The organism is Pantoea sp. Fr-CA_6, assembly GCF_024520895.1.
Classification (GTDB): domain Bacteria; phylum Pseudomonadota; class Gammaproteobacteria; order Enterobacterales; family Enterobacteriaceae; genus Pantoea; species Pantoea agglomerans.
This window is the reverse complement of record NZ_JALNPO010000004.1, coordinates 310,678-327,703: the sequence shown is the minus strand read 5'-3', so window position 1 is coordinate 327,703 and position 17,026 is coordinate 310,678. Positions and strand designations below refer to the sequence as shown.

At 56.4% G+C, this 17,026-nt stretch carries 12 protein-coding genes; 1 reads left to right on the top strand and 11 read right to left on the bottom strand.

Translation table 11 applies throughout. From position 1 onward, the window contains the following. Position 1: 1 nt before the first annotated feature. The 3 genes from efeO to putP form a co-directional block, all read right to left on the bottom strand. Positions 2 to 1,117, bottom strand: coding sequence for an iron uptake system protein EfeO (gene efeO, locus NR201_RS10085; RefSeq protein ID WP_033757969.1), 1,116 nt, complete (start codon positions 1,115 to 1,117; stop codon positions 2 to 4). A 52-nt stretch (positions 1,118 to 1,169) separates the two neighbouring features. Beyond that, positions 1,170 to 1,994 (bottom strand): iron uptake transporter permease EfeU, encoded by an 825-nt coding sequence (gene efeU / locus NR201_RS10080; RefSeq protein WP_010258496.1) that lies wholly within the window; start codon positions 1,992 to 1,994, stop codon positions 1,170 to 1,172. Between the two features lie 190 nt (positions 1,995 to 2,184). Then, positions 2,185 to 3,669, bottom strand: coding sequence for a sodium/proline symporter PutP (gene putP, locus NR201_RS10075; protein WP_256849727.1), 1,485 nt, complete (start codon positions 3,667 to 3,669; stop codon positions 2,185 to 2,187). Positions 3,670 to 4,120: 451 nt separating this feature from the next. Between putP and putA the strand changes: the two genes are divergently transcribed. Then, positions 4,121 to 8,068, top strand: a complete 3,948-nt coding sequence (gene putA, locus NR201_RS10070) for a trifunctional transcriptional regulator/proline dehydrogenase/L-glutamate gamma-semialdehyde dehydrogenase (protein ID WP_256849726.1) — start codon at positions 4,121 to 4,123, stop codon at positions 8,066 to 8,068. A 1,262-nt stretch (positions 8,069 to 9,330) separates the two neighbouring features. On the opposite strand, the gene NR201_RS10065 is transcribed toward putA, so the two are convergent. The 8 genes from NR201_RS10065 to NR201_RS10030 form a co-directional block, all read right to left on the bottom strand. Beyond that, a complete protein-coding gene (locus NR201_RS10065) occupies positions 9,331 to 10,416 on the bottom strand; it encodes an acyltransferase family protein (RefSeq protein WP_010247569.1) in 1,086 nt (361 codons plus the stop codon). A gap of 464 nt (positions 10,417 to 10,880) precedes the next feature. Next, a complete protein-coding gene (tcyN, locus tag NR201_RS10060; protein WP_010247571.1) occupies positions 10,881 to 11,633 on the bottom strand; it encodes an L-cystine ABC transporter ATP-binding protein TcyN in 753 nt (250 codons plus the stop codon). Then, complete coding sequence (gene tcyL, locus NR201_RS10055; RefSeq protein ID WP_003854540.1) at positions 11,630 to 12,298, bottom strand: cystine ABC transporter permease; 669 nt, start codon at positions 12,296 to 12,298, stop codon at positions 11,630 to 11,632. Before tcyL ends, tcyN begins: the two co-directional genes overlap by 4 nt. Then, the gene (tcyJ, locus tag NR201_RS10050; protein WP_031593429.1) at positions 12,298 to 13,098 is read right to left on the bottom strand and encodes a cystine ABC transporter substrate-binding protein; all 801 of its coding nucleotides are present in this window, start codon (positions 13,096 to 13,098) and stop codon (positions 12,298 to 12,300) included. Before tcyJ ends, tcyL begins: the two co-directional genes overlap by 1 nt. 113 nt (positions 13,099 to 13,211) lie before the next feature. Then, the gene (locus NR201_RS10045; RefSeq protein WP_256849725.1) at positions 13,212 to 14,198 is read right to left on the bottom strand and encodes a D-cysteine desulfhydrase; all 987 of its coding nucleotides are present in this window, start codon (positions 14,196 to 14,198) and stop codon (positions 13,212 to 13,214) included. 218 nt (positions 14,199 to 14,416) lie between these two features. After that, the gene (fliZ, locus tag NR201_RS10040; protein WP_010247591.1) at positions 14,417 to 14,920 is read right to left on the bottom strand and encodes a flagella biosynthesis regulatory protein FliZ; all 504 of its coding nucleotides are present in this window, start codon (positions 14,918 to 14,920) and stop codon (positions 14,417 to 14,419) included. 50 nt (positions 14,921 to 14,970) lie between these two features. Next, positions 14,971 to 15,693 carry an RNA polymerase sigma factor FliA gene (locus tag NR201_RS10035; protein WP_003854529.1) on the bottom strand — a complete coding sequence of 241 codons (723 nt, stop codon included), beginning with the start codon at positions 15,691 to 15,693 and terminating at the stop codon, positions 14,971 to 14,973. Between the two features lie 144 nt (positions 15,694 to 15,837). Then, on the bottom strand, positions 15,838 to 16,806 hold the full coding sequence (locus NR201_RS10030) for an HNH endonuclease signature motif containing protein (protein WP_010247595.1): 969 nt from the start codon (positions 16,804 to 16,806) through the stop codon (positions 15,838 to 15,840). Between the last annotated feature and the right edge of the window lie 220 nt (positions 16,807 to 17,026).

Below are 17,026 nucleotides of genomic sequence, written 5' to 3'. Positions count from 1 at the left end.
ATTAATCCAGACCCAGGGTGCCACGAAGTAATGAAAGATCTTCCGCCAGTGCGGTGATCGGTCCTTTCAGCGCGTTACGGTCGGCGCTGGTCAGTTTCTCATAGGATTCAAAACCGGTTTGGGTGCGGTACTTACTCAGGATCGCATCCACTTTTTTGAAGTTGGCGTCAACCTTGGCCAGCAACTGCGGATTGGCTTTGCTTACCATGGGTCGCAGCAGCTCAACGATTTTCTGCGCGCCATCAATGTTCGCCTGGAAGTCCCACAGGTCAGTCCGGCTGTAGCGATCTTCTTCACCGGAGATTTTGCTGGAAGCGACCTCTTCAATCAGGCCGGCTGCGCCGCCGACCACTTTGGCTGGCGGGAAGGCCAGTTCGCTGATGCGCACCTGCAAATCTTTCACATCTTTATTCAGCTGCTCAGCGTAGTCCGCCATGCCTTTCGTGCTGTTATCAGCAAACAGCGCTTTCTCCAGACGGTGGAAACCGGTGAACTTAGGATCGGCCGCTTTTTTCTCATAGTCATCTTCACGGGCGTCAATGCTGCCGTCGAGATCGGAGAAGAGCTCAGCAATCGGCTCAATGCGCTCATAATACTGACGGGTCGGAGCAAACAGCGCTTTGGCTTTTTCAACGTCACCCGCTTTAACGGCGTCAGTAAAGGCCTGGGTGTTGCTCACCAGCTGTTTCACCTGATCGGTCACATAGGCTTTGTATTCGGTGATCGGGCCTTCCAGCTGCATACGTGCTGAGGTGGCACTTTTTGCCGCACCCTCACCGGCTTGCACGATCAGCTTGCCTTTTGGATTGCTCAGCAGCCCACAGGTCATCTCATATTCGCCCGCCTCCAGATTGGCGGTCAGTTTCTGACTGAAGCCCGGCGCGATATTCTCACGCTCTTCAACCACCATCACGCCTTTGAGGATCTCCCACTCCAGCGCTTTCTGGCTGTTGTTTTTAATCAGGAACTGGGTCTTACCGGCCTTGACCGTTAAGCTCATCGGCTCGCACTGCTTGTCGGTGACGCTTACGGTAACCTGAGGAACCGCCGCGGCCGCCGTTGCGGAGATCGCCAGCAGAGGAAGCAGCAGTGCCTTGCGGCGGAAACGCATTGTCATCTCTCTTTCCCTATCATGTTGCAGGCGTAAAATGCGCCCGTTAAATGTCAAATTACACAGTGGCCGACGCAGCAGAACGCGCAGGCATAAAGAACAGAATCAGAGCCGGGATCAGGTAGGCGAAGTAAACGGTCACTTCACTGACGCTTGGGGACTCCTGATAACCCAGCACCCCTTCCAGCAGGGTGCCGAACAGCGAATGGGTCGATAAGGTATTGCTGAGATCGAAGGCGACATCCTGAAAGCGATTCCATAAACCCGCTTCGTGGAAGGCGCGGATGGCGCCCGCTGCCAGACCTGCGGCGACAAACAGGATGAATACGCTGGTCCAGCGGAAGAAATGGGCCATGTTAAGACGGATACCGCCCCAGTAGAGCAGCATGCCCAGCACGACCGCGGTTGCCAGACCCAGCACCGCGCCAATCGGCGGCGCATAACCGACATCCTGGGTAAACGCCGCCAGCAGGAAGAACACCGACTCCAGCCCTTCGCGCGCCACGGCAAGAAACACCATCAGCACCAGTGCCAGACCGCCACGACCTGAGCGTTGCAGCGCCTGATCGACCGCCTGTTCAAGCTCGACCCTGATGTTGCGGGCGACTTTGCGCATCCAGAAAACCATTGAGGTGAGGATCACCACTGCAATCAGCGCCACGATGCCCTCAAACAGCTCCTGCTCTTTCTGCGGGAACTCACCGGTGGTGGCATTGATGAACAGACCCAGGCCCAGACAGAGCCCGGCGGCAATAAACACGCCAGCCCACATCGCGGGAAACCATTGGGTGCGCTGGGTGCGTTTGAGATAGCTGGCTATCAGGCTGACTATCAGCGCGGCTTCAAGCCCTTCGCGCAGCATGATGAGAAAAGGAACAAACATCGCCAACCTCTTGAATGTTAAGCAGCGTCAATAAACAGTAAAATAAGGTAAAGTGTAAACGATACCGATTATCATTATCGCTGAGAAAAAAACAAGTTGCCGGTGGAGATAATTTCATCTTTGAGTGGTTTATCTTTGTAACAAAAAAGCCCGCCCCTTTCGGGCCGGGCTTCAGCGATTAACGCCTCGCTTATTTTGTCTGGAACTCCGCCTCTGCGGCGGCAAAGCGCTGCTGCGCTTCTGCTGATGGCTCACGGCCCATCAGCGTGAACACTACAATGGCGATGCTGGCGAAAATGAAGCCCGGGATGATTTCATACAGTCCCAGCCAGCCATACTGTTTCCACACCAGCACGGTCAGCGCACCGACGATCATGCCCGCCAGCGCACCGTTGCGGTTCATCCGCTTCCAGCAGACACCAAACAGTACTACCGGACCAAACGCCGCACCGAAGCCCGCCCAGGCGTAGCTCACCAGGCCCAGCACGCGGTTTTCCGGGTTAGCCGCCAGCGCGATCGCAATCAGCGCCACCAGCAGCACCATCAGACGCCCTACCCATACCAGCTCTTTCTGGCTGGCATTTTTACGCAGTAAGCCTTTGTAGAGATCTTCGGTCAGGGCGCTGGAGCAGACCAGCAGCTGACAGCTCAGCGTTGACATCACGGCTGCCAGGATCGCTGACAGCAGAATACCGGCAATCCACGGGTTGAACAGGATACGCGCCAGCTCGATAAAGACCCGCTCCGCATTGGCGTTAACGCCAACCGCCAGCGTAGGGTTGTTCTGGAAGTAGGCAATACCGAAGAAGCCCACCGCCACGGCACCGGCCAGACAGAGCACCATCCAGGTCATACCGATACGGCGAGCGGTACGGATTGAACGATGCGAATCCGCCGCCATAAAGCGCGCCAGAATATGGGGCTGCCCGAAGTAGCCCAGGCCCCAGCCGAGCAGGGAGATCACCGCGACGAAGTTCAGTCCCTTCAGCATGTCGAGGTTTTCCAGGCTCTTCGCTTCAATCACCGCCAGCGAATCAGACCAGCCGCCGACCGCGATAATCACAAACACCGGCGTCAGGATCAGCGCAAAAATCATCAGGCTCGCCTGAACGGTATCGGTCCAGCTCACCGCCAGGAAACCGCCCACCAGCGTATAGAGAATGGTCGCCGCTGCACCCGCCCACAGAGCGGTCTGGTAACTCATACCAAAGGTGCTTTCAAACAGACGCGCACCGGCTACCACGCCTGAGGCGCAATAGATGGTGAAGAATACCAGGATCACAATGGCGGAGATCACGCGCAGGATTTTACTGTGGTCCTCAAAGCGGCTGGTAAAGAAGTCCGGCAGCGTCAGGGCGTTGTTGTGTTGTTCAGTCTGAACCCGCAGGCGACCGGCCACGATTTTCCAGTTCAGCCAGGCACCGATCGTCAGGCCAATCGCAATCCAGCTTTCAGAGATACCGGAGATGAAGATCGCACCCGGTAAGCCCATCAGCAGCCAGCCGCTCATATCGGATGCACCGGCAGAGAGTGCCGTAACCACGCTACCCAGACTGCGGCCACCGAGGATGTAATCATCAAAGTTTTTGGTTGAGCGATAAGCCACAAACCCGATTAATACCATCCCAAGAATATAAACCAAAAAGGTCACCAGCAAAGGTGTACTTACACTCATCTGTCTCTCCACTTATTATTTGATATCCCAGAGAAATCGCCAGCTACCCGCCTGCCGGAACGGGGCAAAGCGGGCCGATTTTCTTCGTCAGGGCGTCACTCATTTCCCAGCGGCGCGGTATCCTGCCGGAAAGGCGTTGTGCGCACAATGGATTTAACACAGGCGTTACAGTGATTTCACTAACCGTTTGTGAAAACGTGCTCATAGGTTGCACTCGCTCACAGTTATCCGGTTGCACCATCGTATTACCTGCCTGAAACCCGCTTTTCATCGGGTCTGCCAGACTGGCGAGGATCTTGCAGCAATATCCGTGCCGCATTGCGGGATTTAACAATCGTCGACGTTAAAAGGGTGTTAACTGGCTCACATTTAACACGGTTGCACAAAGTTGCAACTTAAGTGATAGTGCAGCCAACGCCGTATCGAACCACTATCAAGGAGCTCTGGAGTCATGGCTACAACTACCATGGGTGTAAAACTGGATGACGCGACACGCGAGCGCATCAAACTGGCTGCGCAGCGCATCGATCGCACGCCACACTGGCTGATTAAACAGGCGATCTTTAACTACCTGGGCCAGCTGGAAACCGGCGATACCGTGCCTGAGATCCCGCTTTCTGCCCAGGCGGCCGCGGAGTCCGACGACACCCAGCCAGAGGAGACGCACCAGCCGTTCCTTGATTTCGCAGAGCAGATTTTACCTCAGTCAGTGACCCGTTCAGCGGTGACCGCCGCATGGCGTCGTCCGGAGACTGATGCGGTGCCAATGATGCTGGAACAGGCACGTTTACCGGCGGCGCTGGCAGAGAAAACCCATCAGCTGGCTTACCAGCTCGCCGACAAGCTGCGGCACCAGAAAGGGGCAACCGGACGCGCTGGCATGGTGCAGAGCCTGCTGCAGGAGTTCTCACTCTCCTCCCATGAAGGTGTGGCGCTAATGTGTCTGGCTGAAGCGCTACTGCGTATTCCCGACAAGCCAACGCGTGATGCGCTAATCCGCGACAAGATCAGCAACGGCAACTGGCAGTCACATCTGGGACGCAGCCCGTCACTGTTTGTCAACGCGGCGACCTGGGGCCTGCTGTTCACCGGCCGTCTGGTCTCGACCCACAACGAGTCGAATCTCTCAAGCTCGCTTAACCGCATTATCGGTAAGGGTGGCGAACCGCTGATCCGCAAAGGCGTGGATATGGCGATGCGTCTGATGGGCGAGCAGTTCGTTACCGGTGAAACCATTGCCGAAGCGCTGGCTAACGCCCGCAAGCTGGAAGAGAAAGGCTTCCGCTACTCCTATGACATGCTGGGCGAAGCGGCCCTGACGGCAGGCGATGCCAAAGCCTATCTGCTCTCTTATCAGCAGGCGATCCATGCCATTGGTAAAGCGTCGAATGGTCGTGGCATCTATGAAGGTCCCGGCATCTCTATCAAGCTCTCAGCACTGCATCCCCGCTACAGCCGCGCGCAGTATGAGCGCGTGATGGAAGAGCTCTACCCTATTCTGAAATCGCTGACGCTGCTGGCCCGCTCCTATGACATCGGCATCAACATCGATGCAGAAGAGGCGGACCGGCTGGAACTGTCGCTGGATATGCTGGAGAAACTCTGTTTCGAGCCAGAGCTGGAAGGCTGGAACGGCATCGGTTTTGTGATTCAGGCCTACATGAAACGCTGTCCGTTTGTGATTGATGAGCTGATCGATCTGGCGCAGCGCAGCCGCCGTCGCCTGATGATTCGTCTGGTGAAAGGCGCGTACTGGGACAGCGAAATCAAGCGCGCCCAGATGGAAGGCCTGGAAGGCTATCCTGTCTACACCCGCAAGGTTTACACCGATATCTCTTATCTGGCCTGTGCCCGCAAACTGCTGGCCGTGCCAAGCCTGATCTATCCGCAATTCGCTACCCATAATGCCCACACCCTGGCGGCGATTTATCAGCTGGCGGGCAACAACTACTATCCCGGTCAGTATGAGTTCCAGTGCCTGCACGGCATGGGCGAACCGCTGTATGAGCAGGTGGTCGGCAAAGTGGCGGACGGCAAACTTAACCGCCCCTGCCGTATCTATGCGCCGGTCGGTACCCATGAAACCCTGCTGGCCTATCTGGTGCGCCGCCTGTTAGAAAACGGGGCCAACACCTCCTTTGTTAACCGCATTGCTGACACCTCGCTGCCGATTGATGAACTGGTGGCCGATCCGGTGAGCGCGGTGGAGAAGCTGGGTGCCAGCGAAGGTGCCATTGGTCTGCCGCATCCGAAAATCCCCCTGCCGCGCGATCTGTATGGCGATAACCGCGTCAACTCTGCGGGTCTGGATATGGCCAACGAACACCGTCTTGCCTCACTCTCCAGCGCCCTGCTGAGCAGCGCCGCACAGCCCTGCCTGGCCGAGCCGATGATCGACGGTGAAGCGGGTGCCGGCGAGTTGCGCGACATTCTGAACCCGGCAGCGCCTGGCGACCGTGTAGGTCAGGTCCGTGAAGCCACAGAGCAGGAAGTTTCTGTGGCGCTGGATGCCGCGGTGAACAGCGGGCCAATCTGGTTTGCCACACCACCGCAGGAGCGTGCCGCCATTCTGGAACGCGCCGCACAGATCATGGAAGGCCAGATGCAGCAGCTGCTTGGCATCCTGGTGCGTGAAGCGGGCAAAACCTACAACAACGCCATCGCGGAAGTGCGCGAAGCGGTTGATTTCCTCTATTACTACGCCGGAATGGTGCGTGACGATTTCGACAACGAAACCCATCGTCCGCTGGGCCCGGTGGTCTGCATCAGTCCATGGAACTTCCCGCTGGCGATCTTTACCGGTCAGATTGCGGCTGCACTGGCAGCGGGCAACAGCGTGCTGGCCAAACCGGCCGAGCAGACACCGCTGATTGCCGCACAGGCGGTTCAGATCCTGCTGGATGCGGGTGTGCCGCCAGGCGTGCTGCAACTGCTGCCTGGCCAGGGTGAAACCGTTGGTGCACAGCTGACCGGTGACGTTCGGGTGCGTGGCGTGATGTTTACCGGTTCAACTGCGGTGGCGACACTGCTGCAGCGTAATCTGGCGGGTCGCCTTGACCAGCACGGTCGTCCTGTGCCGTTGATTGCTGAGACCGGCGGGATGAATGCGATGATCGTCGACTCTTCCGCGCTGACTGAGCAGGTGGTGATCGATATCGTCGCCTCTGCCTTCGACAGTGCCGGACAGCGCTGTTCTGCCCTGCGTCTGCTCTGCATTCAGGAAGATGTCGCCGACCATACCCTGAAGATGCTGCGCGGCGCGATGGCCGAGTGCCGCATGGGCAATCCGGAACGCTTTTCGACCGACATCGGCCCGGTCATTGATGCCGAAGCGAAAGCCAATATCGATCGCCATATTCAGGCGATGCGTAATAAAGGCTTCACGGTCTATCAGGCGGTGCAGGATAACCCGCAGGACAGTAAAGAGTGGAATAGCGGTACCTTTGTTAAACCGACACTGATTGAGCTGGGTCAGGTCAGCGATCTCGATAAAGAGATTTTTGGCCCGGTGCTGCACGTGGTGCGTTTCACCCGTAATAACCTGCCGCAGCTGGTTGAGCAGATCAATGCATCCGGCTATGGCCTGACGCTGGGCGTACATACCCGCATCGACGAAACGATTGCACAGGTCACGGCGAACGCCCGAGTGGGCAATCTCTACGTCAACCGCAATATGGTGGGCGCGGTGGTCGGCGTACAGCCGTTTGGTGGCGAGGGCTTATCCGGTACCGGTCCGAAAGCGGGCGGTCCGCTCTATCTTTACCGCTTGCTGGCGCATCGTCCGGATAGTGCGCTGCGTCTGACTTTTGATCGTCAGGATGCAGAACGCCCGGCGGACAGCACGCTGCGTCAGTCACTGCTGGCACCGCATCTGGCACTCAGCAACTGGGCTAAGAATAAGCCTGAACTGGCTGAACTCTGCCAGCACTATGGCGATCTGGCCCAGGCGGGCGTGGTCCGTCTGCTGCCTGGCCCGACAGGCGAGCGCAATACCTTCTCACTGTTGCCGCGTGATCAGGTGCTCTGTCTGGCTGATAACGAGCAGGATGCGTTAATCCAGCTGGCCGCGGTGACCAGCGTCGGCAGTAAAGCACTGTGGCAGGATGATGAGCTGCATCGCGCCCTGCTGGCCTCGCTGCCGGATGCAGTGAAAGCACGCATCACGCTGGCGCGTGACCCGTTAGCGGCAGAGTTTGATGCAGTGATCTATCACGGTGATGCCGATCAGTTGCGTACCCTGTGTGAACAGATTGCCGCACGTGAAGGTGCGATTGTGTCGGTGCAGGGCTTTGCCCGCGGCGAGACCAATCTGCTGCTGGAGCGTCTGCTGATTGAGCGTTCGCTGAGTGTGAATACCGCTGCGGCAGGCGGTAATGCGAGCCTGATGACCATAGGGTAAGGGGCGTTCGCGAGATTGTTCGCTGCGCGAACGGGCTGAGGTGCGGTGCTGAAGCTGGGATGGTTCGCTGCGCGAACGGGCTATGAGAAGGTTTCGTTCGCCTGGTAAGCCAGGCAGTTTCAGATTCGCCTCTGCAGGCGACCGACAAGGGGGCGCCAGTCGCCGCGCCCCCTTGACCCCGGGCTCCGGCCTGCTTCACCGCCGCTTCGCGGTTCCTTCGCTACTTCAGGATTTCTCACGGACCAGCGGGACGCGCCATCCCTGGCGCGAGCCCGCCTCTTCGCGACATCCCGGTCGCTCGTCCTGAAATCCCTCATCCGCTCAGCGGTTCTGACGGCCTCCCCACCCCCTCGCTGTTATCTTTTCTTTTTATGTTGGGTTCGCTGTCGCTGTGAGTTTGGGATTGCCTCTGACTTTCGGCTCAGCAGACCGAATGTTATTCAACCCGCCCGCTGTTATCTCTTCTTGTTATGTCGGGAACTTTATCGCTGTGGTTTTTTGGGATTGCCTCTGAATTTTTGCTCAGCAGACCGAATGTTATTCAACCCACCCGCTGTTATCTCTTCTTGTTATGTCGGGTACTTTATCGCTGTGTTTTTTTGGGATTGCCTCTGACTTTTGGCTCAGCAGACCGAATGTTATTCAACCTACCCGCTGTTATCTCTTCTTGTTATGTCGGGTACTTTATCGCTGTGGGTTTTTGGGATTGTCTTTGCTATCGGGTCGGCAGACAGAGTGGCATTCGATCCTAACCGCTGTTATCTCGTTTTCAGGTAATTAAGATTGTTGCGGTGAGATTCCGGAATTGAGACTGGCTTTCGGGGCACCAGACAACGCTGCACTAAAGAAAACACAAAGAAATCACCGGCAGGGGTTTACCAGAGGCGTCCGAAGCGCTAAGGAACAACCGGAGGCCAGGATGAGCCGACAGGACGTCGGCGAAAGGACGGCACGAGCCAGGGATGGCGAGTCCGGACGGTCCGTCGGCCGCAGGGCGTGACGAAGGCACCCCGCACAGCGGGGCGCGCAGGCAGCCGGACGCCGGGATTGTTAAGGGGCGGGCGTCCGCCCCTTGACGCGTCCGCCTGCACAGGGAACCTGAAACTCCTCATCGCCTGGCGGGCGAAACTTACTCAGAGCATACCCGCTGCTAAGGGATCTCAACCCCCCCTCGGCTGGCGGGCGTAACCCGCTGAATGTCAGCCCGCTGCCAAGCGAAACCTACTCATTGCCAGCCCGCTGCTAACGCTGCTAAGCGTAACTTACCCACCGCTCGCGCCGCCAGGCGCCCTTTTCATTAACGTCGGGAACACAAACAGCGACTGCCCGACTCCGCGATTGGTCAGCGACCAGATGGCAACTGAACAGAGCGAGCAAAGCCCCACAATGGCCACCGGATAGAAACAGGCCCAGAGAAACGAAAACCACGCCTGCTCGAACAGATGATGCCGCTGCGCGAACAGAATCGCAGACATACCAAAAAACTCGATAAAAATACGGTGGATGACGTAAATCTGCAGCGTATTGCGGCCAACCCAGTTGAGATAGCGCATGCTGAAGTGCTGATTCAGCCAGCGACAGGCCGCGATACTGAATAACACCGCCAGTACACACAGGAACAGACTCTTATCCAGACCGAATAGCACATGAATCCCGGCGGCTGCCGCCAGTAGCGCCCAGGGCATCAGATTCTCACGCCGCCATTCACTCAGGCGCAGCATCGTCTGGCTCCAGAATGCCCCTAACAGGAAGAACACAAAATATTGGGCCAGGCTCTGGGGTCCCCAGAACGGGATCACTTTTTCTGCCGCCAGATAATTCAGCAGGATCGCCACCGCCACCAGGGCCAGCTTATATTGACGGAAAACTTTGGCACAGAGGAAATAGAGTCCCAGCCCATACAGATACCACGAGGTACTCATGGCCATAAAGGTCAGCTTGAGAAACTCGAATAGCGAACCCGCATAGGCGGCATTAAGGTTCTGCGAAATACGCTGGCCGGTAATTTCAGTAGAGATACCGATAATTGACCACCACTGAATAAACCCCCACAGAATATAGAGATAAAAAAGATTGGTGATGCGACTGGTAAATACCTGCTTCCAGGGCCGGTTCAGAATGCCATTGGTCGCCAGTAATCCCGAGACAAAGAAGAAGGCGGGCATGCGCAGCGGCGACAGTACCGTATTAAACTGTATCCATATTTCGGCGGGGATCCATCCGGCAGAGAGATATTTCATCGTCCCTTCAAAGCCGGGTAAAACCGTGTGGTACAGGACCACCAATAATATGCAGGCGCCCTTCAGGGTATCTACCCACAATATCTGATCTGACTTAGTCTGGTTCATTCAATGACTCCTGCTGTGTAGGTCAGAATGCTGGAAAGTAAAAGCGAGGAAATCAGTATTGCTTTTATGATTATCCGGCAATTATTCGCCATTGAACCGGTGATGAATGTAGCGAAACTCTTAAAAGCCGCTGGGTGGCCCTGTTGCCACAGTTATTTACTTAGCAGAACGTTTCCTTACACTTACTAATATCGACGCACTGCGCTAATTAGCAGTGCCGCAGCCAGCTTAAAGGATAATATTGCTTCATAATCCAGAAAATATAATTAAGAGAAAGTGGCAACGGGAAAAGCCAATATATCCCCGATGAAAAGAAAAGATTTGTCAGATGTGCCAAAAGGTTTAACAGCGGCAGAGTTATTTATGATATTGCGCCTGCTAATAGCGTGACCATAGCCAGTGGCAGCTTAAAAAATGAGGGTTTTAAACGGGTTAAAACTGCCTTCCGGGGAAGGCAGTGTGGATTACTGATTCAGAAATTTATCAAGAAACTGACGGGTGCGCGGCTGCTGAGGGTTACTGAACAACGCTTTCGCTTCGCCCTGCTCCACAATGCGCCCCTGATCCATAAAAATGGCGCGGTCAGCCACATCGCGGGCAAAGCTCATCTCATGCGTGACGATGACCATGGTGCGTTTCTCTTCGGCCAGCGCGCGAATGGTGCTGAGCACCTCGCCCACCAGCTCCGGATCCAGTGCCGAGGTCGGTTCATCAAACAGGATCACTTCCGGCCGCATCGCCAGCGCACGCGCAATCGCCACGCGCTGTTGCTGCCCGCCCGACAGACGGCGCGGATAGCTCTCTTCTTTGCCGTGCAGCCCGACCTTCTCCAGCAGCGTGCGGGCGCGGGCTACCGCATCCGCTTTCGCTTCGCCTTTGACGATAACCGGCCCTTCAATAATGTTCTCCATCACTGAACGATGCGGAAACAGATTGAAGTTCTGGAAGACAAACCCGACCTGCTGGCGCAGACGACGCACCTGCTCTTTCTGCTTACTCTGTGCCAGCGCCGCATCAACGGTAATCTCTCCGACCCGGATGGTGCCGCTATCCGGCACTTCCAGCAGATTGATACTGCGCAGCAGCGTGGTTTTACCTGATCCGCTGGGGCCGATAATGGCCACCACTTCACCGGCGGCCACATCAAGGTCGATGTCGTGCAGCACCGTCTGGCCGTTAAAAGACTTCACCAGCTTTCTGACTTCGATGGCGCTCATTTCGACTCCGAATCCTGACGATTAACATGCTGTTCAAGCCGGTTCTGCAACGCAGATAACACCGTTGCCATCACCCAGTAGATCAGCGAGGCTGCCAGATACATGGTAAAGACTTCCAGCGTGCGTGAGGTGATCAACTGCGCCTGACGGAACAGCTCCGGCACCTGAATGGTCGCCGCCAGCGAGGTATCTTTCACCAGGCTGATAAAGCTGTTGCCCAGCGGGGGCAGCGCGGTGCGGGCTGCCTGTGGCAGGATCACCCGGCGCAGGGTTTGCCAGCGCGTCATGCCGATACTTGCCGCCGCTTCCCACTGCCCGCGCTCAATCGATGAAATCGCGCCACGCAGTGACTCTGAGGCATAGGCTGCGGTATTCAGGGAAAGACCAATCATCGCGGAGGGGATCGGATCCAGTTCAATGCCAAACTGCGGCAGGCCGTAATAGATCATAAACAGCTGGGCGATCAGCGGCGTGCCACGAAAGATCGAGACATAGATTCGTGCCAGCCAGCGAACCGGCCAGAAGCGCGACAGACGCATCAGCGCCAGAATAAAGCCCAGCAGCAGGCCAAAGAACATGCCGCCGATGCTGAGCTGCAGCGTAAACAGTGCGCCTTTTAATAAAAAAGGTGCTGAATCCAGCACCAGTTGAAGACTTTCCTGCATTATTTCGTCACGTCCGCGCCAAACCATTTCTGAGACAGCTTGCTCAGCGAGCCATCTTTCTGCATGTCAGCAATGGCCTGGTCGATCGCTTTCAGCAGGTCGTCGTTGCCTTTACGTACCGCCACGCCCGATTCCTGACGAGAGAACGCATCGCCCGCGACCGCCATGGTATCGCCCGTTTTCTTCACCAGATCCAGCGCAGCCAGACGGTCAACCAGAATGGCATTCAGACGGCCAGAGCGCAGATCCTGATATTTCGTCGGGTCATCATCATAGGTGCGGATGTCCACACCCTTCACATTCTCACGCAGCCACTGCTCGTAGTTGGTGCCCAGACCGACGCCCACTTTTTTACCGGCCAGGTCCGCAGGTTTGGTGATGGTGTTCGCATTGGCTTTCATGGTCAGCGCCTGAATGCCGGAGACCGTGTATGGCGTGGAGAAGTCATATTTCTTCTTACGCTCATCAGAGATGGTGACCTGGTTGATGACCACATCGATGCGCTTCGCGTCGAGAGAGGCCAGCATGCCGTCCCACTTGGTCGGTTTCAGGCTCGCCTTGACGCCCATGTGCTGTGCCAGCTGTTCCGCGAATTCCACTTCAAAGCCGGTCAGCTTGCCCTTTTCATCCTGGAAGCTGAATGGCGGATAGGTGCCTTCCAGACCCACCAGCAGCGTGCCGCGCTCTTTAATTTTGTTCAGCAGATTTTCCGCTGCAAAGGTTTTAACGTTGACGCCAGCAATCAACGCCACGGCCATGACGCCCATCACCATCTGACGACCTGCACGAGAAAAGGACATATTCACCCCATTATTGACAGTATTGTGTGTGTGTTCTTATAAGGGCAGCACGGCTTGTCGCTGCCAGTCCAGTAGGATAACCCACGGAGTATAAACTGTTTTATTCGCTTGTCTCAGACCGAAGGATGATAAGCAAATAACGCCGGTGCGCCACCCGTATGAATAAACAGCAACGGACCTTCACGGCGGAAACGATTCTGGCTGACGCCGTCCAGCAGTCCGGCCATCGCCTTGCCGGTGTAGACCGGGTCCAGCAGGATCCCTTCCAGCCGCGCCAGCAGTTTCACCGCAGCCATGCCTTCATCATTGGGTTCGCCGTAGCGTGGCGCAAAGTAGTCATCCCACAGGGTAATCGGTGCCTTAGCCTGCACTTCCAGCGTCTCTGCCAGCGACTGACGCAGCCGCTCCACCAGCGGCATCTGCGCCTCAACCTGGCGTGAAACGGTGACGCCCACCAGCTCGGTCTCCGGCAGCAGATGCTCCAGACCCACCGCCAGTCCGGCATGGGTACCAGCACTGCCCGAGGCCACGACCACGGCGGCGAAATCGACCACACCCTCGCTCTGATGAGCAATCTCCTGCGCGCACTCTACATAGCCTAGTGCACCCAGCGCATTTGAGCCGCCGACCGGCACGATGTAAGGACGATAACCCTGGGCTTCCAGACGCGTGGCCTGTTCAGCCAGCTGTTCCGCCGGGTTATTCAGCGCATCCACCATGATCACTTCAGCGTCCATCAGATCCAGTAACAGTCGGTTGCCGTTGCTCAGGTAGTTTTCTGCGTGGGTGCCAATCGGGTTTTCCAGCAATGCCACGCACTTCAGGCCAAGCCGGGCCGCGACTGCCGCCGTCTGACGCACATGATTGGACTGGATTGCGCCCGCGGTCAGCAGCACATCGGCGCCTTCACGCAGCGCGTCCGCCGCCAGAAATTCCAGCTTGCGCAGCTTATTGCCGCCCATCGCCACCGGCGTGAAATCATCGCGTTTAATAAAAATATCGCGACCCAGGTAGTCAGAGAGCCGTGGCAGATGTTCTAACGGCGTGGGTGCGCCCAGCAGTTCAAGACGTGGGAATTGGTGTAACAGATGTAAAGACAATGCTGCCTCCGTTCGGGCATTCAATTTATCCTTACAGTGTTGCAGAAGATGCGAAAAGGATCACCCTGATTCAGGTGTCAGCAGATGCGGTGAGACAGATGCATAATGGAAGATGCAGGAGAAAGAAGCGCCGTGCTCCCCCTTCCCTTTTACCCGGCTGGCGGGCAAAAGGGGAACGTGCCGCAGGCACGCGGAGGAGCAATCGGTGCAGATCAGGGTTAACCCTGCTGCCAGCCTAAGAACTGATCGTACTTGCGCAGCGCGATGCGGTAATTGTTATTACCGGCATCGGGCAGATCGCTTTCCAGACACTGATGCCAGCTATTTCCCTGAAGCCTGTCGGCCGGGAAATTTCTGGCTTTCAGCATCTCATCCAGACGACGCAGCCGCACCACATATTCACGAATTGTGCTGGGGCTCATCTCTGTCTGTTCAAACAGATACTGTTTAAACGCCATTATGTCGAAGTAATTAGGATGGGTATTACAAAAAATATCACTGCAAAAACGACAAAGCGCGGTCAGTTCGGGCTGAAGTTTCAGCCACAGCTGCTCATCAATCATCTGGTCCATCCGAGCGATGGCCTCTTTATTGATGATCTGGCCACGAAAAACGAGCGCCATTCGATCTAATACCTTGCCACAGTGTGAACAGTTGCTCTGGCTGTGTTTATAGTCTTTAAGATAACGACTTAACGGTCTGGCCTTGGTCTTGGCTCCCATTACTGAGTCCCCGGTTTTTTATAATTTTGAATCGCCAGGAACTGATACTGCTAGCGCGCTCCCGCAAGTCGGGCACGCAGGCGTTTAATCGCCTGACTGTGCAGCTGGCTGACACGGGATTCACCCACATCAAGCACCGCCCCAATCTCTTTCAGGTTCAGTTCTTCCTGGTAGTACAGTGTCAGCACCATCTTTTCACGATCGGGTAATGCTTCGATCGCTTCAATGACGCGCTCACGCAGACTCCCTTCAAGCAACTGATGAAGCGGATTAGCCTCTTCATGGCCTTCCGTCACCAGCTCCGCGCTGTCGCCGTGCTCTTCCCGATACTCGTCGTAGGAGAAAAGTTGACTGTTGTTGGTGTCCAGCAGGATCTGCCGGTACTCCTCCATGGAAACATTCAGCTGCTGCGCCACTTCCTGCTCAGAGGCAGAACGCCCCAGCGACTGTTCCACTCTGTGCATTGCTCCGGCCACCTCGCGTGCATTACGACGCACACTGCGCGGTGCCCAGTCCCGACTACGAAGCTCGTCGAGCATGGCGCCACGAATACGCTGCACGGCATAGGTGGTAAAGGCTGTACCCTGGAGCGCGTCATAACGCTCTACGGCATTTAACAGCCCTATCCCACCCGCCTGCAGCAAGTCGTCAAGCTCAACACTGGCCGGCAGGCGAACCTGCAGACGCAACGCTTCATGGCGCACCAGCGGCACGTAGCGCTGCCAGAGCGAATGCTTGTCCATCACGCCTTCGGCGGTATAGAAATCGTTCACGTTGACTACCCTGCGTTAATGAAGTTATCGGCATGATTATCCAATTCTGTAGCGTTTTCGATTGGCTGAATAGGCGGGGTAAAACGAGGCTATTTCATTTTTGTTACGTCAGAGTGCAGATCCTTCTGCACTCTTCAGCAGGGATTAACGACGGGCGCGCAGCCGTTGCCGGGTGGCGGGCGGCACTGCCGCCCACAGGCTGCAGACGCGACCCTCCAGTTCCTGATACCAGGGCGCCAGATGCTGCTGCGCCTCCTCGCCAGGATGCACCAGAATCTCGCCCGATTCACCATCAATGCTAATCAGTCGGTTAATAAACAGCCGCTGCAAATCACTGCGTAAAAACAGGCCGTTATCGATGCTGTTATCTGCCAGGACACCGTCATCCCCTTCCTGTGTGTCGATATGGCAGGCTTCCACCCAGGGCCAGTTATGCCGTTCAGTCAGCTCGGTGCCGGTCATCACACAGGCGCCGTAGCGGGCTTTGACACCGGCGCTGAATTCCGCCTGGCTGGCGCGCTGCAGCACCCGGGCTTTGACACGACGCCCGACCTCAGTTCCCGGCATCACTGCCGCCGGGACTTTATGCTGCGGCGTACTCAGTACCACGATGAACTGAATGCGCTGCGACTGCGGAAAACAGGGATCCGCCTGTGGATTGAAAAGCTGCCAGTAAGCGTCTTCATCATCCTGATGCATCAGGACCAGTTTATAGCCGCGACTGTTAAGCAGATTCTGTGCCGTGGCGGATTGCGGATCGATCATCGCGAAGACCTGGCTGCTGCCCATCACTTTCCACAGGTTGTCGCGCTTCTCGCTATCGCTGCGACGGAAATAGAGGAAGGAGAGATTCTGCTTAAGGTAGTGCTCAAAGCGACGCAGGTAATTTTTACGTTCGTTGTCATGGGAGATGAACAGCAGATCCTCCAGCGGACTGTTGCTCTCTTCCTGCGCAAACACTGCGCGGATTTTCAGCGTGCGCAAGCCGGTTGACGGACTCAGCAAGGCGCGCGCCGTCAACTCTTTATCATCAGGGTATTGCAGAGCATAACGCCGGGCGATCTCTTCAAAGGTCAGCCGCTCACCCGGTAACAGGTCATAATTGAAGCGCATAGACACTCCACAAAGTTAAAATCAAAAATGATGTTGTTCTGTGAGGAGTTATCGGCAGTCTGGGGGGGAACTGTAACGGGCTGGGGGGATTGCCTGGGATTGAGAGACAGGCAGCCTGCAAGGTTGTGGTCAGGAAACCGGTTTGAAGGAAGCGGGTGTTAAATTGCGTTGCATTGCCTGGAGCTGCTGGCATAAAAATAAGCCAGCACACCAGCCGCAA